The organism is Alteromonas sp. S015, assembly GCF_036864485.1.
Lineage (GTDB): Bacteria > Pseudomonadota > Gammaproteobacteria > Enterobacterales > Alteromonadaceae > Alteromonas.
Map to the genome: position 1 here is coordinate 65,070 of NZ_JAZETO010000008.1, position 24,488 is coordinate 89,557.

The 24,488-nt window shown below is 44.4% G+C and carries 21 protein-coding genes; 5 read left to right on the forward strand and 16 right to left on the reverse strand.

Translation table 11 applies throughout. The features are described from left to right. Positions 1-28 precede the first annotated feature (28 nt). The 4 genes from V7R42_RS15420 to V7R42_RS15435 form a co-directional block, all read right to left on the reverse strand. Entirely contained in the window at positions 29-916 is an 888-nt protein-coding gene (locus V7R42_RS15420) for a patatin-like phospholipase family protein (RefSeq protein WP_334021130.1), read from the reverse strand. Between the two features lie 284 nt (positions 917-1,200). After that, positions 1,201-3,396: a malate synthase G gene (locus tag V7R42_RS15425; RefSeq protein WP_334021131.1), complete on the reverse strand. Its 2,196-nt coding sequence runs from the start codon at positions 3,394-3,396 to the stop codon at positions 1,201-1,203. A gap of 98 nt (positions 3,397-3,494) precedes the next feature. Then, entirely contained in the window at positions 3,495-4,439 is a 945-nt protein-coding gene (locus tag V7R42_RS15430; RefSeq protein WP_071959609.1) for a LysR family transcriptional regulator, read from the reverse strand. 282 nt (positions 4,440-4,721) lie between these two features. Further along, complete coding sequence (locus V7R42_RS15435; protein ID WP_334021132.1) at positions 4,722-6,317, reverse strand: isocitrate lyase; 1,596 nt, start codon at positions 6,315-6,317, stop codon at positions 4,722-4,724. Between the two features lie 437 nt (positions 6,318-6,754). On the opposite strand from V7R42_RS15435, the gene V7R42_RS15440 reads away from it, so the two are divergent. The 3 genes from V7R42_RS15440 (at position 6,755) to glsB (ending at position 10,428) form a co-directional block, all read left to right on the forward strand. After that, positions 6,755-7,711 (forward strand): chemotaxis protein CheV, encoded by a 957-nt coding sequence (locus V7R42_RS15440; RefSeq protein ID WP_334021133.1) that lies wholly within the window; start codon positions 6,755-6,757, stop codon positions 7,709-7,711. A gap of 227 nt (positions 7,712-7,938) precedes the next feature. Then, positions 7,939-9,417 (forward strand): alkaline phosphatase, encoded by a 1,479-nt coding sequence (locus V7R42_RS15445; RefSeq protein ID WP_334021134.1) that lies wholly within the window; start codon positions 7,939-7,941, stop codon positions 9,415-9,417. A 102-nt stretch (positions 9,418-9,519) separates the two neighbouring features. Further along, on the forward strand, positions 9,520-10,428 hold the full coding sequence (gene glsB, locus V7R42_RS15450; RefSeq protein WP_131136861.1) for a glutaminase B: 909 nt from the start codon (positions 9,520-9,522) through the stop codon (positions 10,426-10,428). A 40-nt stretch (positions 10,429-10,468) separates the two neighbouring features. Here glsB and V7R42_RS15455 read toward each other — a convergent pair whose 3' ends face one another. The 12 genes from V7R42_RS15455 to V7R42_RS15510 form a co-directional block, all read right to left on the reverse strand. Further along, positions 10,469-11,881 carry a lipocalin-like domain-containing protein gene (locus V7R42_RS15455; protein WP_334021135.1) on the reverse strand — a complete coding sequence of 471 codons (1,413 nt, stop codon included), beginning with the start codon at positions 11,879-11,881 and terminating at the stop codon, positions 10,469-10,471. Then, entirely contained in the window at positions 11,878-14,769 is a 2,892-nt protein-coding gene (locus V7R42_RS15460; protein ID WP_334021136.1) for an ABC transporter permease, read from the reverse strand. Before V7R42_RS15460 ends, V7R42_RS15455 begins: the two co-directional genes overlap by 4 nt. Before the next feature lie 70 nt (positions 14,770-14,839). Continuing rightward, positions 14,840-15,568 carry an ABC transporter ATP-binding protein gene (locus V7R42_RS15465; protein ID WP_334021137.1) on the reverse strand — a complete coding sequence of 243 codons (729 nt, stop codon included), beginning with the start codon at positions 15,566-15,568 and terminating at the stop codon, positions 14,840-14,842. A 327-nt stretch (positions 15,569-15,895) separates the two neighbouring features. Continuing rightward, positions 15,896-16,597, reverse strand: coding sequence for a VC0807 family protein (locus V7R42_RS15470; protein ID WP_334021138.1), 702 nt, complete (start codon positions 16,595-16,597; stop codon positions 15,896-15,898). Between the two features lie 46 nt (positions 16,598-16,643). Continuing rightward, the gene (locus V7R42_RS15475; RefSeq protein ID WP_334021139.1) at positions 16,644-17,183 is read right to left on the reverse strand and encodes a rhomboid family intramembrane serine protease; all 540 of its coding nucleotides are present in this window, start codon (positions 17,181-17,183) and stop codon (positions 16,644-16,646) included. A gap of 21 nt (positions 17,184-17,204) precedes the next feature. Continuing rightward, positions 17,205-18,371 (reverse strand): glutathionylspermidine synthase family protein, encoded by a 1,167-nt coding sequence (locus tag V7R42_RS15480; RefSeq protein WP_334021140.1) that lies wholly within the window; start codon positions 18,369-18,371, stop codon positions 17,205-17,207. A gap of 2 nt (positions 18,372-18,373) precedes the next feature. Then, positions 18,374-19,042, reverse strand: a complete 669-nt coding sequence (locus tag V7R42_RS15485; protein WP_334021141.1) for a DUF1190 family protein — start codon at positions 19,040-19,042, stop codon at positions 18,374-18,376. 10 nt (positions 19,043-19,052) lie between these two features. Continuing rightward, positions 19,053-19,469 (reverse strand): DUF350 domain-containing protein, encoded by a 417-nt coding sequence (locus V7R42_RS15490; RefSeq protein ID WP_014950196.1) that lies wholly within the window; start codon positions 19,467-19,469, stop codon positions 19,053-19,055. Positions 19,470-19,485: 16 nt separating this feature from the next. After that, the gene (locus V7R42_RS15495; protein WP_334021142.1) at positions 19,486-20,130 is read right to left on the reverse strand and encodes a YjfK family protein; all 645 of its coding nucleotides are present in this window, start codon (positions 20,128-20,130) and stop codon (positions 19,486-19,488) included. An 11-nt stretch (positions 20,131-20,141) separates the two neighbouring features. Next, the gene (locus tag V7R42_RS15500; RefSeq protein ID WP_334021143.1) at positions 20,142-21,197 is read right to left on the reverse strand and encodes a potassium channel protein; all 1,056 of its coding nucleotides are present in this window, start codon (positions 21,195-21,197) and stop codon (positions 20,142-20,144) included. 148 nt (positions 21,198-21,345) lie between these two features. Beyond that, on the reverse strand, positions 21,346-22,026 hold the full coding sequence (locus V7R42_RS15505) for a PspA/IM30 family protein (RefSeq protein WP_136782230.1): 681 nt from the start codon (positions 22,024-22,026) through the stop codon (positions 21,346-21,348). 24 nt (positions 22,027-22,050) lie between these two features. Continuing rightward, positions 22,051-22,440 (reverse strand): DUF2170 family protein, encoded by a 390-nt coding sequence (locus V7R42_RS15510; protein ID WP_334021144.1) that lies wholly within the window; start codon positions 22,438-22,440, stop codon positions 22,051-22,053. Between the two features lie 269 nt (positions 22,441-22,709). Between V7R42_RS15510 and V7R42_RS15515 the strand changes: the two genes are divergently transcribed. Then, positions 22,710-22,982, forward strand: a complete 273-nt coding sequence (locus V7R42_RS15515; protein WP_334021145.1) for a DUF6471 domain-containing protein — start codon at positions 22,710-22,712, stop codon at positions 22,980-22,982. A 438-nt stretch (positions 22,983-23,420) separates the two neighbouring features. Further along, positions 23,421-24,467 (forward strand): tRNA preQ1(34) S-adenosylmethionine ribosyltransferase-isomerase QueA, encoded by a 1,047-nt coding sequence (gene queA, locus V7R42_RS15520; protein ID WP_334021146.1) that lies wholly within the window; start codon positions 23,421-23,423, stop codon positions 24,465-24,467. Positions 24,468-24,488 lie beyond the last annotated feature (21 nt).

Consider the following 24,488-nt stretch of genomic DNA (forward strand, 5'->3'; position numbering starts at 1 on the left):
GTGCTGGCAAGTTTCAAGTGCTCTCGTGTTATAAAACAGCACTGTTTCTCATGAATCCTGCACACTTTTTGGGTAAGAACTCTTTCGTGGTGGCATAACCAAGCTCAAAAAGTGTGTTTTTAATTTCAGGCGTGAGCGAAAAATCTACCGCAGAAATTTCTCCGGTATTCACCACCACCGTATTATGCCAATACTTCGCGTTGACATACTCCCTGGATATTGCGGTCATAAATGTACGAATGAGCATGCTGACGTACTGGGGAAGCTGAAGTAAGTTTTTCTTGATGGCTTTACGCTTTTGATTAGTACTTTGCAGCCTAAAACAAACTGATGGCGTGCCATCACCTCGCCAATCCTCAAACAGCGCATCTTCAGACAATATCGCCCCGTCTACTAATAAGTGCTCTTTAAAGGGCTTAAATGAAAAGATAAGCGGAATCGACATAGAGTAACGCACTGCTTCTGATACTTTCATATCAGGGGAAGTTTGCTTATTGAAAAGAACTGGCCCGCCGCCGTTCACGTCGGTAGCGAGTATATGCAGGTCAAGGGGGAGGTCTGCAAACACTGCGCCCTCTAGCTGTTCGTCAATCCATCGCTGAAACACATCGCCAGATGAAAGCCCTCCTTCCCGAAGCAATCTTACGATCGAAAACTCAGTGAACTGCTTGAAATCAGTAACTAGTGCTAGCTCTCGCATTTGCTCGACATTGTAACCTTTGGCATAGAGCGAAGCGATAATTGAGCCGCCCGATACACCCACTAATGTGTCGAAGCCAACATTCATATCGTGCAGCGCTTTTATAATGCCGATGTGGGCGCTCAAGCGCGTGCCCCCACCTGAAAAGATGGGCACAATTTGTGTTACGTCCGACTTTAAAAGGTTATTCGGTATTGCTGCCGAGGCTATCTGCATATGCATACTCCAAGCTAGGGAGGCGTTACGCTCGGTGGCTAAATTCATTGGAATAACAGAACGCAGAACCTCGTACTAAAAGCGTAGTTTATTCGTGTGCTATCGGCAAAGTGTGCGGCAGAGATAAGCGATATCTTTAGTCTAAAGTGTTGCCAAATCACTACATAACTAACGGTTGAATGTCGCTTTAGCATTACAAACACATTGGCAATGTTATGGTGCAAAATAAAAAGGCCCACCTCCGAATGATAACAGAGCGGGCCTTGTTTAAATGGGCGTTTTTATTAGCTTGCTGCGAGCTTTGCTTTCATCTCGCGTCGACGGGCATGCAATAAAGGTTCGGTGTAACCGCTAGGCTGCTCTTTACCTTTAAAGATAAGGTCGCTTGCAGCTAAGAAGCCAATTGAGCTGTCTAAGTCAGGTGCCATCGGAATATACTCAGGGTCCCCCGCATTTTGCTCATCTACCAGCACTGCCATACGAGCCAAAGACTCTTTTACTTGATCTACACTGACAATACCGTGCTCTAGCCAGTTGGCGATGTGCTGCGATGAAATACGCAAGGTAGCGCGGTCTTCCATCAAGCCTACATTGTTGATATCTGGAACCTTAGAGCAGCCTACGCCTTGGTGCACCCAGCGTACTACGTAGCCCAAAATGCCCTGAACATTATTGTCGATTTCACGCTTAATGCTTTCGCGCGTTAACGTTGAGGCATCCTCTAACAATGGAATTGTAAGAATATCAGCAAGGCCGTCAAAGTTTTCATCAAGCGACTTTTGAACGTCGAACACATTCACATCGTGATAATGAAGCGCATGCAGAGTTGCTGCAGTAGGTGAGGGCACCCAAGCAGTATTTGCACCAGCTTTAGGGTGACCTATTTTAGTGGTCATCATATTTTGCATTTCGTCGGGGACGGGCCACATGCCTTTACCAATTTGCGCTCTGCCAGAAAGGCCACAACGCAGTCCTATCGCCACATTAGCGGTTTCATAAGCCTTAATCCAGGCCATCGACTTAAGCGCAGCTTTTTCTGCAAACGGCCCGGCAAGCATTGAGGTATGAATTTCATCACCGGTTCTGTCTAGGAAACCCGTGTTGATAAACACAACGCGTGAAGTGGCCTCGGCAATACATGCTTGTAGATTAATACTCGTGCGACGCTCTTCGTCCATTATGCCCATTTTAAGGGTATTAGCTGGAACATCGATAATGGTTTCGATAGCACCAAACAATGCGTTAGAGAATGCCACTTCTTCTGGACCGTGCATTTTAGGTTTAACAATATAAATACTGCCTTCACGGCTGTTTTTAAATTTGCTGTTTCCTAAAAGATCATGCTTTGCGATAAGTGAGGTGACTAAACCGTCCATGATCCCCTCTGGCACTTCTTCGCCGTCAAAGAGCATAGCATTGTTAGTCATAAGGTGGCCCACGTTTCTTACAAACATAAGGCTTCTGCCAGAAAGCACTAGTTCGCCGTCTTTTAGCTCGTCTTGTGAAGCGTGTTTAGATGGCTGATAGCGTCTATCGTCATGCATAGCTCGAACAAGCTGCTTGCCGCCCTTTGTCATTTCAATGCTTAGCGAGCCTTTCATTAAGCCTAACCAGTTGCTATACACCAAGGTTTTGTCTTCCGCGTCAACAGCAGCTACGGAATCTTCGCAGTCCATTATGGTGGTTAATGCGGCTTCAGCCAGTACGTCTTTTACGTTCGCGGCGTCGCTCTCTCCAATAGGGTGAGTGGGGTCTAGTTGAATTTCAAAATGCAAGCCATTGTGTGCAAAAAGCAGGCTTGACGGTGCGCTAATGTCACCTTGGTATCCTTGCCATTGCTCTGTGTTTGCTAAGGTAGTTTCATCACCATCGGAAAGGGTAATAGCTAATTTACCCGATTCAATCTTATACTCAGTAACGTCAGCGTGGCTGCCTTTGGCAAGTGGTATCATGCTATCTAAATAGTCTTTCGCCTTCGCAACAACTTTGGCACCGCGTACAGGGTTATAGCTTTTTCCAGGCTCTGCGCCGCCGTCATTACTAATTACGTCAGTGCCGTATAGCGCGTCGTAAAGGCTTCCCCAACGGGCATTTACCGCATTAAGTGCGTAACGGGCGTTATTGATTGGTACTACTAACTGTGGGCCAGCCATTGTTGCTATTTCTGCGTCTACATTTTTTGTTTGTGCGTTTACTTGTGACGGCTGCTCAACAAGGTAACCAATGCTTTTTAGGAAGTCGGTATATGCATTCCCATCGACTGGGTTGCCGGCTTTATGATAGTCGTTGATAGCGCGCTGAAGCTGTTCTCGCTTTTCTAAAAGTGCGCGATTTTGAGGAATGAACTTTTGAAAGAGGGTTTCTGCACCTTGCCAAAACGCGTCTTTATCTACACCTGTACCAGGAAGTGCCTGTTCATTGATAAAGTTATCGAGCTGTTCGGCAACCTGTAGTCGGCCTCTAGTAATATATCCTTGCATAACTACCTCTATACATTTGTCTGTTTACCCAGTGTAGTGTGTATAGAGATAGTTTTTTAATTTATGGTTTGTATCTTTGTCATATATTTTGTGAATGTTTAGCCTGCGTTCATTTCGCTAGCGACATCGCTTATCAGCCGGCGCAACCAAATATGACCTGCGTCATGGTGAAGTAAGGCACTCCAGGCCATTTTTAGCGCAATGGGGGGAATGTCAAAAGGCGGCTCTTTTATCACCACATCCGGGTCGTGCTTAAATAAACGGGCAGCTTTACTTGGCAAAGTGGCAATAAGCTTTTGCTTTTTCGCAATCTGAAGGGCTGCGTGATAGTGGCGAGTAAACACGCGGATAGCCCGCTGTTTTCCAATTTTTGTTAGTTCAGCGTCAACCCAGCCTAGTTTTTGCACTTCATTCGGGTCAATACCTACGCCCACACCAAACCCCGTTTTACTCACCCAGATGTGCTGGGCACTTAAATACCCTTCAAGATTACACTTTTCCACTAGCGGGTGGTCGGCACTCATTACGCAGCTAAAGGTGTCATACCAAATCACTTTTTGGTGAAATGAAAGAGGCAGTTCATCGAAGCGGTTAATAGCCATATCAACCTTACCTTGCTCTACATCGTGAAATGTAACGTCACTCGGTGTAATAAGGTCAAGGGTAATATTAGGCGCCAAGTCGGCAAGCCGTCCAACGAGTTCAAGTAACAAGGTGCTTTCAGCATAGTCACTGGTCATAATGCGGAAAGTTCTGTCGCTGGTTAACGGATCGAAATCAGTTTCGGGCTGAATAGAGCTTTCTAATCGACTAAGCACATCGCGAATAATGGGTTGAAGTTCAAGCGCGCGCTTAGTGGGGGTCATCCCGTCGCTGGTGCGAACTAATAGCGGGTCTTTAAACAAGTCGCGAAGACGCTTTAGGCCATTACTCATTGCTGGCTGAGTGATGCTTAGCTGGTTTGCGGCTTTCGTTACACTTCCTTCGCGCAACAGCACATCTAAATAAACCAATAAATTCAGGTCGACCTTCGCTATATTCATTATTCTAATGCTCTTTTTAAACCTAATTAAACGCAGCTATTATAGAACTTTTTTATTTCGATGTCAGATAAGCGTTTAGTCTTAATTTGGCCATTGTTATACCTATAAGCTATTGAAAAGTAGTTGGTATGTGGAATTGTCATGAAATTTATAAAAATATGGTTTCTTTTATTTATTTTAAAAAGCATAAATGGAGTGAATAATACGTACAAAAAAGGGCACCCGAAGGTGCCCTGTAGGAAAGGTTGGGATACTTTCCGTTTAACTCATTGCCTATTCGCGTTATACGTCGAACTGGTTCATGGTGTTATCTTCACCTGATGCTTTAAGTGCACCTTCACCGGAGAAGTATTCTTTGTGCGTATCACCTAAGTCTGAACCTGCCATCGCCTGGTGCTTAACGCACGCCAGACCTTGGCGAATTTCTTGACGCTGAACACCGCGTACATAAGCAAGCATACCCTCTTCACCGAAGTAGCCTTTTGCAAGATTGTCGGTAGACAGTGCTGCAGTGTGATAAGTCGGTAACGTGATAAGGTGATGGAAAATACCTGCTTCACGCGCCGCATCAGCCTGGAAGCTCTTAATCTTCTCGTCTGCCGCCGCTGCAAGTTCGCTGTCATCATAGTCAGCAGACATCAGTTTCGCACGGTCATAACCTGAAACGTCTTTACCTTCTTCTGTCCAAGCATCAAAGACTTGCTGACGGAAGTTAAGCGTCCAGTTGAATGATGGAGAGTTGTTATATACCAGCTTTGCGTTTGGTACTTGCTCGCGAATAGCGTTAACCATTTCAGCAATTTGACCAACGTGAGGCTTTTCAGTCTCAATCCAAAGTAGATCTGCGCCGTGTTTAAGTGACGTTACACAATCAAGGACTACACGGTCGAAACCGGTGTTGTCTTTAAAGCGGAACAAGCCGTTTGGTAGGCGCTCAGGTTTAACCAGTTTGCCACCTTGTTTAAGCACTAGGTCACCTTCATTTAGGTCATCAGCGCCTGCAACTTCAGTGGTTTTAAGGAATGCATTGTACTGAGCCGCTAGGTCGCCTTCTGACGTAGATACAGGGATCTTTTGAGTTAGGCCGGCACCTAGTGAGTCGGTGCGCGCAACAATTACACCTTCATCAACACCTAGTTCAAGGAATGCATAGCGTACGGCGTTGATCTTAGCTAGGAAATCTTCGTGCGGCACAGTTACTTTACCGTCTTGGTGACCACATTGCTTAGCATCTGATACTTGGTTTTCAATTTGGATACAGCATGCACCCGCTTCAATCATTTGCTTTGCAAGTAAGTAAGTTGCTTCTTCGTTACCAAAACCCGCGTCGATATCAGCAATAATTGGCACTACGTGTGTTTCGTAATTGTCGATTTCAGCTTGAATCGCAGCTACATCGCCGCCATTTTTCTTCGCGTCGTCTAATTTATGGAAAAGGTCACCTAGTTCACGTGCGTCAGCTTGGCGAAGGAAAGTGTAAAGCTCTTCGATAAGGGCAGAAACTGACGTTTTCTCGTGCATTGATTGGTCAGGTAGAGGACCAAACTCAGAGCGTAGTGCTGCTACCATCCAACCTGAAAGGTACAGGTAGCTTTTATTCGTTGTGCCTTGATGCTTTTTAACTGAAAGCATTTTTTGTTGGCCTACAAAGCCGTGCCAGCAGCCTAGAGACTGTGTGTACTGAGACGAATCTGCGTCATATTCAGCCATGTCTTTGCGCATGATGCTTGCGGTGTAGCGAGCAATGTCTAAACCTGTCTTAAAACGGTTTTGAACCTTCATGCGTGCAGCGAACTCTGGGTTGATACCTTCCCACGTTCCGTTTTGTGCTGCCTTTAATGTGGCGAAGTTATCAATGTCTTGTTGATATTGCGACATGAGCGTCTCTCCCGACTATAATTAAAATACTTAACGTTGTTTATGTTTACGCTGTAGGGCGTTCCCGTTGATTCCATTTCATCCTAGTGCCGGATTTGAAATAATAGAAATATATATTTTGGATTGCGGTCATTTATTTGGTGAATGTTTGGGGGCTGGCTAACAGTTAGATCGCGTATACTTCTATCACATATACTTCGTTTTTTATGCAATGAGGCAGAACTGGGGCGAGAGTTCGTTCGAAAATGAAGTAACTTTTTTAACGGGCAAACGCTTGTTGTTGCTGGTTATTTCATCTGTCTATTAGCTAAAAGGGTAATAGCTTTGCCATGGCGAGCAAGGTAAATTTAGGCATAGAGCTTCACGCTAGGCATATTGTATCTTGTTGAGGGGTATTTGCTTTAGCTTGTTGATTATTTTATGAAAAAGTGGGTGTTATGAGTAGCAGTGTATTGTCGTCGGTTGACCAGAGAACCAAGCTTGTAGGTGAGAACAGGCTTGAGCTTTTGATGTTTCAACTGGGAACGCGCCACATATTTGCCATGAACGTCTTTAAGATTAAAGAGGTTATAAATGTTCCCAAGCTTAATATAATGCCTGGTTCGCATCACAACCTGAAAGGGGTAATGAATTATCGCGGAAGCTCCATTCCGATTATCGACTTGCGTCAGGCGATCAAAATGCGCGGTGCAGCAACGCAAGCAACAGCAAAGAATGTCATTATCACTGAATACAACAGAAGCGTGCAGGGCTTCATCATTGGTGAAGTAAAAAACATCGTGAACACATCGTGGGAAACCATTCAGCCTCCCCCCAGCGGCATTGGGAAATCTAACTATTTAACGGCTATAACTCAGCTGAATGTTGAGGGTAAACAAGAGCTGGTAGAAATCATCGACGTTGAAAAAGTGCTTGCGGAAATTATCGATTACGACATATCTATCTCGGAAGAGGTGTTGGATAAAGAGATAGTCAATCACTTCTTAGGTAAGAAAGTGTTGATAGTGGACGACTCTAGTACAGCCAGAAAACAGATCAAAGATACGTTAGAGCAGCTCGGTATTACTATTATAGAAAGGAAAAATGGTGCTGAAGCTTTGGCGTTGCTTAAGAAGTGGGCTGATGAAGGAAAGAATCCTACTGATGAGATTTTACTTATGTTTACCGATGCAGAAATGCCAGAAATGGACGGCTACCGGCTTACCTCAGAAGTGCGTAATGATCCGCGTATGAGCAACTTATTTATAGCGCTTAACACATCATTGAGCGGAAGCTTTAATGATGCCATGGTAGAAAAGGTGGGGTGCAACCGGTTTATCTCAAAATTCCAGCCTGATATGCTCGTAGACGTGGCGCAGCAGCGTATGCGTGAATATCTCACACCTCAAAAGTAAGTAGTTGCTTTTTTCCTTTTTAAATAACGAATGACATGAGATGACCGTCCGGTCATCTCTCGCTCGAGTTATTTTATCCAAAAGCTTTGAGCATCTAGCCAGCGTGATTTACACTATTACGCCTTATCGCTAACTAACACTAATGAATCATTCGCGATAGTGTCGTTACTGTAGTATCTGCGGGTAACCAGGCCAGTAGATACCTTTACTTACTCAGGGAAGTTTAAATGATTAAACAATTTGTTCGCACATCACTACTAAGTTGTGCGTCTATTGCTGTTCTTGCGGGTTGTGGTATCACTGAATCCAAAACTGAATCAGCAAATGCGACCGGTACTCAATCCATAGGTGTACCGAAGAATATTATAATGGTTGTAGCCGACGGTATGGGACCTGCTTATACCACGGCTTATCGCAACTATGTCGATGATCCATCAACGCCAAAAGTAGAACCCGTTGTATTCGATGATATTTTAGTGGGCAATGCATCGACGTATCCTGCTCGCGTATCTGGTTACGTTACCGATTCAGCTGCTGCTGCAACTGCTCTTGCTACCGGCGTCAAGTCATACAACGGTGCAATAGGTGTTGATGTAAATAAACAGCCGGTAAACTCGGTCATGTACCATGCTAAAAGTAAAGGCATGCGTACTGGGTTGGCAGTAACTTCTCAAATTGTTCATGCTACTCCTGCTTCGTACATTGCCCATAACGAAAGCCGTAAGAACTACAACGAAATTGCTGAGGATTTCTTTGACGTGCGCGTAGACGGTAAGTTTGTCGCCGATGTAATGCTAGGCGGGGGTACCTCGTACTTTGAGCGCGATGACAGAGATATTCTCGCGCAGTTTATTGATGCGGGTTACGAATATGCTGATACATATAACCGTTTGGCTTCAGTGCCAGCGGGAAGTAACGTGCTTGGTCTGTTTGCTCCTGTGGCGCTGCCTGCGGTACTCGACGACAAGCGTAAAAATCGTCTTGAGTACTTAACTCAACATGCTATTAAACACTTAGAAAACGACAACGGTTTCTTCCTTTTAGTTGAAGCAAGCCAAGTAGATTGGGCGGGTCACGCAAATGACATTGCATCTGCCATGGCTGAAATGCACGACTTAGCGCTAACCATGGAATATCTGAAACAATATGTAAAGGCTCACCCTGATACACTTGTTATTTTGACAGCAGACCACAGTACGGGCGGTTTAACCATTGGTGCGAACGGCGATTACCGCTGGAGCCCTGAGCATCTTAAGTCAATGTCAGCCTCGGTAATGACTATTGCATTAGATATGGCCAACGAAGAAAACCCTGGCGAGTTTGTGGCACAAAAACTGGGGCTGTCGTTGAGTGAAGAAGAACTTGCTACGTTAGATAGTGTATCGAATCAAGATGATAGAGCCCGATTCATGGCAGTAAAAACGTTCTTAGACACGAAAACAAATACCGGTTGGACAACAGGTGGTCACACTGGTGTAGATGTTGAGGTTTTTGCTTTCGGCGCTGGCTATCAATCGCTTATGGGGCAAATTGACAATACCGATATTGCAAAAACGATATTTAGTTTTATTGATAAAAAACAGCCAGTAATAATCGATTCCGATTCAAATAAAGTATCAGAAAAGGTATCGACCAACATTGAGCTTACGTCAGACGAAGATGATGATGGCTTGTGTGACTTTAAGGAAGATTGGCGCTGTAACTAATCGCTACATTGTTTGTATAGAAATTAAAGCGCCAGCGTTTTTATAACAAGGCGCTTTATTTTTATCTGTCGTAAGCAGGAAAGGGGAACTATGAAAAACGAAATGCTGGCACTACTTCAAGATATCTATGATGAAGTTGAACCCATGTTGGGCATGGGAAAAGTTGCCGATTACATCCCTGCGTTAGCCACGGTTAACCCACGGCAATTTGGCATTTCAATTTGCGATACAAACGGTCAAATAACCTCGATAGGCGATGCGAGCGTTCCTTTTTCTATCCAAAGCATCTCAAAAGTCTTTAATCTTGTATTAGCCATCAACCACTACGGTGAAACCATGTGGGAGCGCGTTGGATGCGAGCCATCCGGCCTGCCGTTTAACTCTCTCGTACAGTTGGAATATGAAAATGGTATTCCCCGCAACCCCTTTATTAATGCCGGTGCACTGGTGGTCAGTGACATGGTGCAGTCTCGGTTTGCTTCTCCTCATATTGCCATGCGAGATTTCGTAAGACGTTTAAGCTGCAACGGCGATATTGTGGTAAATAAGGTGGTGGCAGAGTCTGAATATGAGCATCGTTCCCGCAATGCGGCAATGGCATATCTGATGAAGGCCTATGGAAATTTTGAAAATGAAGTGGAAGATGTGCTTCGTAATTACTTCCACAACTGTGCACTAGAAATGAGTTGTGAGGACTTAGCGCGCTCAACCAGCTTTCTTGCTAACGCAGGTTTTTCCACTTGCGCAAATGAAAAGGTGCTAACGCCTTATCAAACCAAACAAGTGAACGCACTTCTGGCAACCAGCGGTATGTATGATGAAGCAGGGAGCTTTGCCTTTAAAGTAGGCTTGCCGGGTAAAAGTGGCGTAGGCGGAGGCATAGTGGCTGTTGTACCAGGACGCTTTTCAATATGCGTATTTTCGCCAGCGCTTAATAGTGTGGGTAATTCTCAGCTAGGCGTGGCTGCTTTAACGTCGCTAAGCGAACGCATCAACTGGTCTATCTATTAGGGGCTATTGCGCTTTGCTGTACATCAAAGGTCAACAGGTCCTAGTAGCCTGTCAATTCCATAAAGCCGCTCCCTGAATGGGAGCCCTTTATTTCCACTCGCCCTTCATAATAGGGAAATAAGCTGTTATTCCATTGGTTTTTCTTGAATGGGCTAATGGAGACGTCGATATCTTTTCCTGGTATTTGAATACGCCAAGCGGTGGGGACAGAGCGAAGTGACTCTCCCTCGTTGATTGTTTCATACGCCGTTGGCGTAATTGATACGTTGGCTTGCTCGATGGTTTCTTTCGTGCCATTTTCCGCTATATGACTAGCCGTTGTGAATATTTCGCTGTGTTTATTTGTGCTATTTTTTATGTTTTTATTGATGGCGTGCATGCGAAACGCCATCAATTTACTTCCATCGTCTAAATGCAGTGAAAACCAATCCCATCCCATGGCTTCACTGTTGGCTAAGTGGCTCGTCCATTCATGATCAAACCAGCCTTTACCCTTAACCTGTATGCTATTGCCCTCTATATTTAACGTGCCTTCCGCGTTAATGAACGGCTGGCTGTAATAGTAGGAGCGAAGGCGTTCATCTTCTGTTTTTTTGCTGTAGCCGTTATTTCCCTGTTTGATGAAAGGTCCGGAGGTGTCTAGGTTAAGGGAAACTTCAATGGCGTGAGAACCCATCGTTTCATTTAATTCTGATAAGGAAGCTGCAGAGGAAGCAAAACCTTTTCCTGATGATTGAACCGCTTCATGCGTGCTGCTTTTCCCAAATGAGACTGTCAGCAATGAGGGGAACATAGCTCTGCTGTTAGCAGGTGCTGTGGTCTCAGCTTTGGTTACTGCTTTCCATACCCAATCGTCAATAACCGTAGTAAATGGTTTCTGCTCCACATAAGCGTTACCTACGGCGCCACCTGCAAATCGCTCTTCAAAATAATGGTGTTCAGCGGTGTGTAGCGATGCATGCCCCATCCACTGCTGGCTATTGCTCCAGTTTCTTGCTATCTGGTTGCTAGCAGTATCATTACTATTGAGGTTATCTTCAGCGCTACCTTCATAGCCATTCTCAGCACTATTTTCAGCATTGGCCTTAGCGCGCGGTGTTTCGTCTGCCCCAGTATTGAATCGAAAAAGCGTATATTGAAGGCCGAACTCTTGTCCGTCTTCAGCGCTTAATACAAACGTGAGGTACCACCACTCTAACTGAAATTTGGGATGACTTTTATGATCGCGCGGTAATTCGACAGCATAGCCCCTCTGTACTGGGCTAAAGGCATCGCTCGACGGCATGTTTCCAAAAAAGCCGTTTGGCGTAGAGGTTCCCGGAGTTTCGTTCTCGTTTTTTGGGTCTTCAGTACAGGCACTTAACGTGAAACAAACAGCGACAAGCATCAAATAGCTTTTGGCTTTTATTCGTAAAAATGCGTATTTGTTAGCAATTCGTAATTGCTCTGTCATAACTGGACTTCCTGCCTTAAATCAATTTTCGGTTTTAGTTTTCCTAAAGGTAACAACAGCACCATTGAAACAATAAGCAGCGATAACCCCACGCTAGAGAGAATAACCGGTGCATTAAGTGAAAGTGGGTACACCCAATTAAACGCATGCCGGTTTACTTGTTGAATAAAGATATAGGCCAAGTAAACGCCAAACGGAATAGCCAGTAAGGCTGAAATAAAGCAAAGCAACAAATATTGCGCAAACAAAGAAGCCTTCACTTTAAACTGGCTAACGCCAAGAGCGCGCAATACCGATAATTGCGCTGCACTGCCTATGGTTAATACGGTAAGCGAGACGGCGAAGGCAATCCCCGCAACCAATAAGGTTGTAATATTGAGGCCATCGGTTAACACAAAGGTGCGATCAAAAGTCTGCATAGAGGTATCTAACAGCGCTTGTCTGGTATAAAGCGCAATCTCGCTGTGTTCCCCTAACTGGTTTTTTAGGTGTTGTTCGAGGATGTCCTTTTCATAGATAGTGTGACGGTGGCTGTCGGGCGCGGCGGTCTCACCAGACGGCTCTGGGTAAATAGCTACTACACCGGAGAATAATTGATTTCTAATTGGGGTATGGTGTCGATTGAATGAGGGAAGGGGCACCAGTATTTGCCCGTTCAGGTTACCGTAATCAGGGTAGATTCCCAGCAGTTTCCATTGAGGCTGCGCTGAAAAAATATTCGAATTTAACCCGTTACTTTTTGAACCGTGCGATGAATTGGGTGTTATTTCTTCTAGAGAGTTTGAAGTACTAACAGCTGCATCGTTTGAATTCACTATTTTGCGAAGCCGTACATTTTTTATATCTAGCACCTGACCCAATTTAGCATTGAGGGCAAATGCTAACTGCTGATTAATGAATACCCCGTTCCCTTCTTTGAATTCACGCCACACTGCATTGATATCATTGTTTAACACACTGTCGAGAACAAGCGCACTTCTGCCGCTTGGGTGAACGGGGTAGCTACTTATAGAAACGTAATTGGAGGCAAGGCTAGGTACTTTTTGTGTTGTTTCAGGGCTGTTTACACCCAAAACGGTAGCGTCAGCTTTAAGTAATGGGGTTAATTCAAATGGAGGTAACGATTTGGCGAATAACGATTCGATAGTACTAAGTGGCGCGTCGGTGTAAAGATAGAAAGGCGCATAAAGCCTTTGTGTTAACCATTGTTCAGTGGCGTCTCTAAAACTGTCCGTCATGGTATTCATTCCAATATTGGCTGTTAAAGCAATAAAAAACGCGCAAACGGCAAGACGGGTTTTGCTAGACAGTAGATGCATATTAGCAATGACGTAGTGAAATACGGGCCACTGTCTTGGTACGAATTTAGTGAGCAAACTAGACAAAATAGGTAGCCAAAGAAGTACAAGCGCGCAGCTGGTAAGAAGTAACAATGCAACAAAGGAAAGTGCTGAAGCAGTAGAAGCCACGAACGTTTCAGCTAAAAATAACAGCAAGAGGGCGCATAATGAGATAAGGCCAACAGCAGATTGGCCCATAACGTTTTCTTTTTTGACAGGCGTTACGGCTAGGGCATTTGAGAGCTTAATGATAGAAACTAACGAAAAAACAACCAGCGATATAAAAGTCGTTGTTAAAGCGAAGCCGAAGGTGAAAAGCAGATTAACGTCTGGGTTAACAAATACGGCATTAAATAATGACGTAAATGTACCGTTTATAACCGGCGACAACCATGACGCTGCTTGAAAACCGATGAACATGCCAATGGGAATACTTATCACACAGTAGGCAAGCAGCTCAATGAATAGCGCACCACTTAAAATTCGCTTCGATATGCCCAGTTGCCGCAACCGAATGATGTTAGGTAGCCGCGTGCGGTACATTAAGTTTAAGGCGTTAAGTACAATAAAAAGTGCCACAACGCCCATAAGCCCACTCATGGCCCACAGGTTTAGCCTAAAGCTATCAGGCAACGAGCCAGTGTCATTGTCTGTATTATTCGTGGTTTGCTTAACAGGTATTCCAAGTAGGGTTTCTATTTGGGTTAAACGCTGTTGCGATAGCGGTGAAAGCGCAATAAGCCCGGAAAGTGGGACGTAAGTCTTCTGTTGCGTTTGCGCGCGTCGAGTATTATCTGATTTGGCCGGAGCGGCAGGCTCTTCTGAATTAAGTGTTATTCCGCCTCTGTAAAAATCGTCGACAGAAATCAAAATCGTATTTTGCGGTGCGAAATTGCTCACATGCGCGCTAACCGTTGCGGGCCAAGAAGGAAAATTCGCCGATTTATTATCGGTTTCATTAAGCGTGTCGTGACAGGTCAGTTTTGCATTCGTTAAAGGATGAATAAATCCATTTACAGCGAAGTCGACCCCAGAATTTGAGTGTAATACGCGTCTCGCTGGCGTCTGCTGGTTTTCTATTTCATTGTATTTCCTCGCATTTCGCGATAAGAAGGAAAGTGAAAAAGCGCTATCGTTTATCGCAGGCGCTTCAAAATCCTTTGTTCTAAATGCACTTCCTATAAGAGGCTGAGTATCAACACCAAGTAATGTGAGCGATATTGTTGTGGGTTTGCTGCCACGGCAAGATAGGGTTACTTCCCGTTCGGAGAAAGCAATAAGTTGGGTAAAACCATGACGGCGAAGCGTGGCATAAGCACTTTGTGTAAAACGTGCTCTGCTGTTTGCTGGAGCTATGATACTGCCCGAGGTAAGCCCTTTCTTCGACTGTAATAGTTCACCTTGTGTAGCGCCTTCGTTTATAAGCAAAACGGTAACCAAACCCGCATTGGCCAGTATGATTGCGGCCATGATGAGCAAAGGCTCCCACAGCCTGAACTTTGCCATTGCAAGTAGGCTGTTAAGCGTTAATAGCAAAGTGCGTAGCACAGTCGCTTCCTACTTATTATTGTGGATGTATTTCTCACAAGGCTTATATCGCCAACGTTTTTCATTTCTGTTAGTTCGCAGCGAAGGGTGAAGATGAGTCTTGCTCGGTTTTCTCGTGCTTCACATTTTCTAATATGCCTTTATGTAGCTGTAAAGCGGTGTCTGCTTTTATCGCGACGTCTTGGCTATGAGTAACGACAACAAGGGAAGTATTGGCCTCTTTACAGGTTTTAAAGAGCAAGTCAGACACGGTTTCGCTGGTGGTCTCGTCTAAATTTCCGGTGGGTTCGTCGGCCAATATAAGCGACGGGCGATGTACAAGCGCTCTAGCAATGGCACAGCGCTGCTGCTCGCCGCCAGATAACTGACTGAGCGGCTTTTGCGCAAGCGATAATATTCCGAGCTGCTCCATTAATGCCAATTGATAGTCTTTATCTGAATTGCCTTTTAGTCTTGCAGTAAACGCAATGTTGTCCCATGCATTAAAGCAGTCGAACAAGTTAAAGCTTTGAAACACAATGCCTAAATGCTGTTTGCGAAAATTATCAATATTCCTTGTTTTAGATATATTGTTGAGGGGGAGTGTGCTATTGCCAGTAATCGACAGTCCGTTTATCGTAATGTCTCCGCTGTCTGGGGTTTCAAACCCAGCTATAAGCGCAAGTAAGGTAGATTTGCCGCAGCCAGAGGCCCCTTGAATACTTACCGATTCACCCGTGTTTACGGTAAGACTAAGGTTGTTTATGAGCGGTATCCCTCTCTTTGAAAAAGATTTCTTTAAGTCTTTTATTTTCAGCATAGTTCGCCGTTTTGTATTGAACCGTTTTGGTGTGAACATGAGGTAGCGAGAATGCACGCAACACGTAGTGCTGACTGCTTACAGTTATAGGTACTATGCACGCTTTCTATTAGCGCCGACATGTTCTTATAGAACGGGTTATTTCTATCATTGAGAGTATACGTAATGCCCGCGCTTTTTGGTTAAAAGCGGTGTGGAAATTTGATGGGTTAATACTCGTATACGTTTCAGGATATTGCTTTGTTGGCTTCGGATACTAGATTTGATTGTAGGGCAGGGCATCTTAAATAATAAAGGGGCCGTAAGCCCCTTCTTGTTTGTACTTTTCTACTGGTTGATAAAGTTATCGAGGTCTTCGCCTGTGATTTTTTTGATTTGCGCAAATAAATACCAAAGCGCAGCAATAAGCAAAATCATGCTCGGGATCACAATGACTGGATAGCTAAGCGCAGTCATTCGACCTAGCTCCTCGGTGTACGCCGTAGTGCCTGGCTCACTGACTAAAATCATTTTAGCTAAAATATAGTTGAGTGCTGAAGAGAGGAAAAACGAACTCGCTACGATGTAAGAGCTAACGGCGACTTTCTTTTTAAACTCGCTTTGTTTTCCTTTTGCATCAAGTACTTGGTTTAGGTGAGGCCAGTTTATGATCTGATCGTTCAAAATAAGCATTTTGACCAAAGGCTTGTTAGAGTATTGGGTTACCAGCACTGCAAGACCGATAATGCCCGGGATAGCGGCTTCTTTTACCGCAATATACTCGGCAGGTAATTTTAGTAAGCTAAATCCGCCAGTAAGTAGTACGCTGATAATACCTAAAATGGAAAAGCCATTGACCTTGCCCGACTCTTTTAAATCCCAAAGACCATAACCAATAGGAAAGCTGAGTGCCGCGACAATGCTCCACGCGGGGCCTAGGTAATCTTCCGAACTTGCATAGCTCATTAGCACCACGGGAATAACAATGTTAAACGCCAAGTTGCCGAAAAAGCCTTGGTTTTTTTGTGTAGGTTCTTGTACTGCTGACATATCTAATTACAACGTCTAATCTTGAGGCTAATTATACGTAAACTAATTAGCGTGCCCAGTGCCATGCGGCAAATAAGCCACCAATAAAGCCAAACAGATGATATTCAAAGGAAATAAATTTGGATGTGGGAAGTACACCCACTAGCATTCCTCCGTACAGTGCCGCAACTACAAGTGAAATAAGTAAATACCGCACTTTATTACTTCTAAAACCCGCCAACACCAAGAAGCCGAAATAGCCATATACCATACCGCTTGCGCCAATGTGCGTAGCGCTTCTACCGAACAACCATACACCTAAACCACCAATAAGCAACGCGCTTAGCGTAGCGATGAAAAACGTGCGTTTTCCCCACTGCATGGTAAGCCACATGAATAGCAAAAGCGGTACTAAGTTTGCCATCAAATGCGTCGGCGTGCCGTGAAGGAAAGGGGCAGTGAATATATAAGGCAAAGTTGGCAGTGTGCGAGGCACTACACCAAATTGATTCAGTGCATTGCCGGTGAGTAAATTAACCACTTCTATTACGATTAATAGTGCACCTAATGTTAGCAATACTCGAATTTGAAAAGAAAGCGGCTTCATCAAAGTTGCCCCTAAAGTAGATTACAAAATAATATGCGGAAGGTAGCGAGAGAGATCTTGGGTAATAGCAGAGGCATCTTCTCTCACTGAAATACCTGCGGGCATGTCATCCACCAACCAACTGCCTATAAGTGTATGATTACCTTCGAAGATGGGTAAAGGTTCAAATGCTTGAACAATAAAGCCTTCTTCACCGTAAGGGCCATCACTAAGCTTATTTTCAACCCCGCCTTCTATCGTAGATACATTCGCGCCTTCCCGAGAGAACAGCGGCTTCTTGATCCACTTTCCTGCTAATGTATTTGTGTTAATTTCATCTGAAAAATAGGAGGGAAGCAGGTTAGGGTGTCCCTCAAATTTTTTCCAAAGTTGAGGAAGTAAGGCTTTGTTAGAAATTACTGATTTCCATGGGGGCTCCATCCAGTTAACCTGGGCGTCTTCTAACACGTCGCCAAACTCTTCACGCAGCATGAATTCCCAAGGATAAAGCTTGAAGCAGTCTGTGATGGGGGCGTCTTGAAGATCGGTAAAAAAGCCCGTGTCCGCCAAACCAATATCTTCAATAAAAACAAAGTCAGCTAAAAGCCCTGCTTCTGTGGCGCAGTCTTGAAGGTATTGCACGGTTCCGCGGTCTTCTACGGTATCTTTACAACACGCCATATGCATTTGGTTAATATTGTAGTGCATTGCTATTTCGCGAAAGCGATGAACTAATTTTTCTTGCAAGCTATTGAACTGATCAGCGTGCCGGGCAAGTTTACCGGCATCCACATTTTGTGAAAGCCATAGCCACTGCCAAAAGCCAGACTCATACAAGCTGGTGGGAGTATCCGCGTTATTTTCAAGAAGCTTTGCTGGCCCTTTGCCGCTGTAGACAAGGTCAAGGCGTGAGTACAAGCTTGGGGCTTTTTCGTTCCAGCTGTTTCTTACTAAGTCCCAATGTTGCTCGGGGATTCGAAAGCGAGTAAGCAATTCCTCACTATTCACCACATCTTCGGTCACTGCCAGGCACATTTGGTGCAGTTCGGCGGTGGGGTCTTCGATGTCATTTTCAATTTGCGCTAACGTGAATTGGTAGTAGGCACTTTCATCCCAATAAGGCTCGCCGTACATGGTGTGGAAATGAAAACCAAACTCGTTGGCCAACTGCTGCCAGCCCTTGCGAGGCTGGCAAGGCATTCTAAACATAGTTATCCGCCCCAGCCGCCTTTACGGCTGCTGCTACCCCAAGACGATTTTGCACGAACACTACTACCAAATCCGCCTCGTTTCATTGTGCGATTTACGGTGGGTTTAGGTTTATAGACGTCCTTATTTACGCGATAATTTCTTTTACGAATATCGCCGTCGAATACATAGCCGTCTGCGGTTACCCAGCGAGAGCGAAACGGTGAATTGTATGAATAGGAAGTGTATAAAGGCTGTGAGTAATAGCGGTTTGGTGAAAGTAGGGAACTCACCATGTAGCCCGCCATAAAAGGCATAAAAAAGCTACCGCTGCTGTTGTTCACATATTGACACTGGTTAGGGCCAAATTCATGTTCACAGTCGTACTCAGAGCTAAAGCGCGGACTGGTGCGCATGGCTTCGTCGACCGCTGTCTGGTAAGCCGCTTCACAACGCTCTACTGCATCAGGAAAATCCTGCTTACAGTCCTCTAACGAGGTGTAAATGGTGGCGTCTTCTTTTTCGCCGCCACAACCACTCAAAATAACGCTGGCCACGCCCAATGCTAAAGGCTTCACGCTGAAACCTTTGCGCATGCGACTAAGATCAATATGTTTGGTACGTTTCAATGTGGGCTTCTCACCTTGCACGCTATCAATAACATCAAGCTGAGTATTTGGTTTATCAGTCATCGCTGCCCCCTCAATAGGTCATGCAAGCGGCATTGAGTAAGCCTACGGCAATAGACATGCTGGCAAGCATAACACCCGCAGAAACTTCGTTATTGTTTATGCGCTCAGCGATTTTCGGCATAAAGCTGAAACGCAAAATGGCAAACGCTAGGGATTGGGCAATCACAGCAACAAGCGCCCAAATTGCAAAATCTACTACAGCAACTGAGTTTGAAGCTGCGCTGCCAAGGGCGATAGCAAAACCGATAATAGCACCGCCAAAGCCAATGGCTGCTGCCACATTCTTTTCTTCTTTTACCAGCTTCCATTCATCGTGAGGCGTGACCAATGCGTACACCAATTTGAAGATAAACAAAAAGACAATCGACAAGCCGAAGTAGAGCGCAAAGTTATCCAGGCCAGCCAAAGATTGCATGATCGTATCCATAGTTATTCCCTTTTTATTAACCGTTTATAGTGATATCTGCAGGTTCAACATCAAAGCCCGTTGAAATCACCAAACATCTATCTAAATTATTACCTACTTGCTTTTCTTCACCTACAACAAGCAGGGTTTCAACTCTGTCATTACTGATTGGGCGTTCGTACAGCATCATAAACTGATCAGTAGTACTAACATCACCATCTTCTTCATAGGTAGTTTCAGTGACGGCAACAGGCGGTGACTCATCGCCCACTGCACCCCATACGCGGGTATAGACCTTACCGTCAAGCTCATAAGTGGGCTGGCTGATAACGTTTTTCAAGCATTCGTTCCACTGAGCAGTATTACCTATGGTTTTAGTTTCATAAAAGTGCCACAGCTTAACATCGGTAATATGATTCTCAGACAACCCGCCGTCGGTCACCACCTGTAAAAATCCATCGTCGTCGGTGTAAAAGCGAAGCAGAGTGCCTCCTGTATCTAAAGGCGCTTCACCTACCGCTTGAATTAACTGAGAACGGGCTGCGCCTTCAATAGTGAGCTCTGGCTCTAATAATGAAAGCTTTAAATTATCTAACTCGAAAGAACCACCTAAATAAAGCCCCATTATTTCCGGCGACGTAGGTTTTTTTGGTTCTGATTTTTTAAAAAGTTTACTAAACATGTTTACGCCTCTTAATCAGCGTCCAGAGAAGACCAGTTAATTGTGTTAATGCGGCGCTCAGCAATATAAAACAAGGTGTCGCCCGGTTTTAACGTAACGTCCAACGGTGGGTTTACCACCATTTCTTTTACAAGACCACTTGGCGCATAACCAATGAAGATAGCGTCGTGTTTACGCTTTAAATTGATAAATAATTTGGCAACGGAAATCGCTTGGCAGCTTTCCGGTATTTTAACTGAAAACTGTGCCTGACCTTCATCGATACTTAATAAGTCGTGATGAAGCATACTAGAACCAGGGTCAAAGGCGGCTTTGACTAGCATTTCTATTGCTACGCTCGGCGTACACTCCACTTTAGGGCAGTGATCCTGAAGTAAGCCCACTAGGCTATCATCATCAAAATAAGCCACTTGATGTGCATCAGGATTGCGTTTAGTACAATACAGCGCGGTAGTCATGGTGACATCGTCTTGTGGGTTATCGATAAGAATAGTTCGGGCGGTGGACACGCAGGCGCGATCCATATCTTCGTCTTTGTTAAATGAATCTACCTTCACAAACTCAATTACGCCAGGCATGGGATTTGTGATATCAGCCTTCACACACAGCACAATATCGGGGCGTTCTGGCATAGCATCACGTTCTTGAAGAATTAAATCGAGCAGTAGCATAGTGCGTTGTTCGTTCCACCCAATAACCAATATATGTTCATTTAGCATCAAGCTATTCATGCCCAACAATCCTTTCTTCCACGTTAATGAAACCCAAGCTGCAATCCGGCCAATTACCATGGCGAAAATACTTAAACCAAGCGGTATGACGTAAAGCGCTACAACTAACTTTCCTGCTGGTGTGACGGGTGACAGGTCGCCATAACCTACCGTTGAAGCAGTGACCGCTAACCAGTAGACAAAATCGGTTTTAGCAATTAAATCGTGCTCGCCTGCAGCGTAAAGTAGCCAATAGCTTGTTACTGCGTAAAAGGCGGTGGCACCGACAATAGTGTACCAGCGTGATTCTGCAAAATATTGCAGCATGATTTTTCGCAGTTTTATCCATGGAGACATAAAAGAAACAGCCCTTGTTATGTATGCCCTTACTCTGCCTTGAAGTACTTGATTTGTCTAGGTTAGCGCTTTGTTTAACGGTAATTTACGCAGGAGATTCTTGTAACAAGAATTAAAAATGGGAGCGCGTAGCTCCCATTTGCTTACCTTACTTGCCCAGAATTCGCGCTAGCTCGTCATCGGCAGAGGTTTTACCTCCTTTAATGCCCGCTTCGGCTAGGCGTTTTTCTAGATCGCTGCTCGATTCATTGTTTGCTAACTCTTCTGCTGCTTGTAGTTCGGCATTGCGCATCTTTTGCTTATCTTGAATACGAGACAATGATTCTGTCGCCGTTTTCATTTTGCTGTTCGCACCCATGTGTCGTGAAGAGACCGCTACTTGTGCTTTTTGAACACTTTCAGTGGCCTTTACCATATCCACTTGCTGCTCTAAGCGACGCAAATTCGCTTTCGCCTGTTGAATATTTTGTGCTAGTTGCTTTTCTGACTGCTGGAACTGATCAAGATAAGTTTGTTCCTGATCTCGTTCTTCTTTTAGTTCAGACACTTTCTGAGCACAGTCTAGCGCTAGCTGGCGGTCGCTATCAATGGCCTTACGAGCATGGGCTTCGTATTCGGCAATTGACGAGTTGAAGCTATCTACTTTTTGCTGAGAAAGTTTACACTTTGCCAAAATCTGCGTGCGCGCATGGTCTGACTTACGTAATTCTTCTTTGGCTTCTCTAATTTCTTGTTCCAGAATTCGAATAGCCTGACTGTCTGCGACAGACTGCGCAGCTTCGGTAGCTCCACCTTTTACTGCAGTAATTAGTTTTTTCCACACTGACATTCGCTTCTCCTTAAGAAGTAAATTTTAGTTAAGGTGTGTTTCGTAGGCATCTAAGAAAGATGCAACATTCTGAAACAGGGTTTCCACTTCAATAACAATACTTTCGGCTTTTGACTGGGCACTTAGAGCACCAAAGGCAGTATAGTATTCTTCACCACCAATATTTGAAATTCCCACTGTGGTCAGAGGGAACACCATATGAGTAGACAATATTTCATGATCTAGCGCTGGTTTATCGTTGACTTCCGACGCCGCAAACAAAAGACTCTCTACTAAGATTTGCTCTCCGCTTATTGCAAGCCAGGCATCAATGCCGTCTTGATTTGCAATAAGTAGACAGTTTTCCTCACGTGTTACCACAAAGTCATCATGCTCTTTAAATAAGGCTTCGATGCTTTCTAGTTCCCAGCTCATACCTTTCTCCTTTAATTATTGAAGCGATAGTGTTGAAAATGAATGTCGTTTACGCGGTGTTTTAAATAATTGCACTTAATCAAAAAAGCAGGTGCCTCGCTTTATCAACACCGAGGTTACTGTAACGACTATTTCCATCTTCGCCAATATCTAGACTTGCAGTGTAGACCTGTTGTGCCATAATCGTCAACATTAAATACATGCTATAAGTGTAAAAAAGTGTGTTTTTGTAAAATATATATCACATTTGTGTGGTTTTTGGAGGCGGTGTGAACACAGGAAATACGCAGGGTGCTAAAAATGCGTGGCGCCAAACGGTAGCAAGAGTAGTGAAATCTGAAATGTCTGTGCGCGGCGTAAAATATCAAGCGTTAAGCCAAAGGCTTTCAGAAATTGGCGTGGAGCAAAGCGCAGATAACCTTAGAAATAAGGTTAATAAGGGTATTATGGGGGCCGATTTACTTCTGCAAATTTTGTACGTATTGAAGGCGCGTCCATTAGATGCGGCGCTTTTAGAAGAAATCTTAACTGATCTTCAGTAACAAACAGCGTAAAATGACGTGGTATCACCAAACCGATGACTAACTTTACCTGTTAATGTAAAAAATCCGACGTATAACGATAGCTTTACAACAAGTGAGGGCAGATGGGGAAGAGTGAGCAGATAAAAAAATACCCAGCATGTGCCGGGTATGAATGATAAGGAATGTTATGGGAGAACATCATCACTATCTGTGAGTATCTTAACCGTTTAAGGGTTTAAGTGCTATTTAATAAGTGTAATTATGCGTATATTATTCAATATCAAGTTGTTTTGTTTTATACGTTTATTTTTAACTGTATGATATTAAAGCTATTTTGTTTTCGTTTTTGGTCTTTTTCAATTTTGAAGTTATTGATTATTAGCCTTTAGTTGTAACTTAAAAAGAACTTAATATTGTACTTTTGTCTAACTTTTATGCCGTAACTCAGTCGTATCTATGAAACTATCAGATTTTAGCTTCGAGCTACCCGAAAAACTCATCGCCAAATACCCAACTCAGCAACGCACAGCGAGCCGCTTGTTACATTTAGACGGGAAGACAGGCAGTGTGGCGCATACTATGTTCGCTGACATGCTGAAATTTGTAGAGCCAGGCGACCTTTTGGTATTCAATAATACGCGGGTTATTCCCGCACGTTTATTGGGGAAAAAGGAAACGGGTGGACAGGTTGAAGTGCTGATTGAACGCATAACATCAGACAAAACGGCGTTGGCGCATGTTCGTGCGAGCAAGGCACCTAAACCTGGAACTACGCTAATTCTTGAAGAAAAAGTGAATGTTACGGTGACAGGGCGAGATGATGCGCTATTTATATTGCAGTTTGACCACGATGAGACCGTATTGACGCTGCTGGAAGCTCATGGCCACATGCCGCTACCTCCATACATCGACCGTCCCGATGAAAATTCAGATAAAGAGCGCTATCAAACCGTTTACAACCAAAAGCCGGGCGCGGTTGCCGCACCTACTGCAGGGCTTCATTTTGATGATGCAATATTGGCAGCACTGAAAGAAAAAGGGGTGAATTTGGCGTTTGTGACCTTGCATGTTGGCGCGGGGACCTTCCAGCCTGTGCGCGTTGACAATATTCAAGAGCACAAGATGCACGCAGAATTTGCAGAGGTGCCGCAAGATGTCGTTGACGCAGTGCTTGCGACAAAAGCCAACGGTAAACGTGTCATTGCAGTGGGCACAACTTCAGTACGGTCTCTAGAATCAGCCGCTAAAGCCAGTGCAGAATGTGGAGATAAAGAAATTATTTCGGCCTTTAATGAAGACACCGAAATCTTTATTTACCCTGGCTTTGAATTCAAAGTCGTTGACGCAATGTTCACTAACTTTCACCTTCCAGAGTCCACGTTGATGATGTTAATTAGCGCATTTGCTGGCAAAGATAATGTAATGAATGCGTATCAAGAAGCGATAGAAAAAGAATATCGATTCTTTAGCTACGGTGATTCTATGTTTATTGAGCGTGCGTGAACACATCAGTCAGGCTCGTTA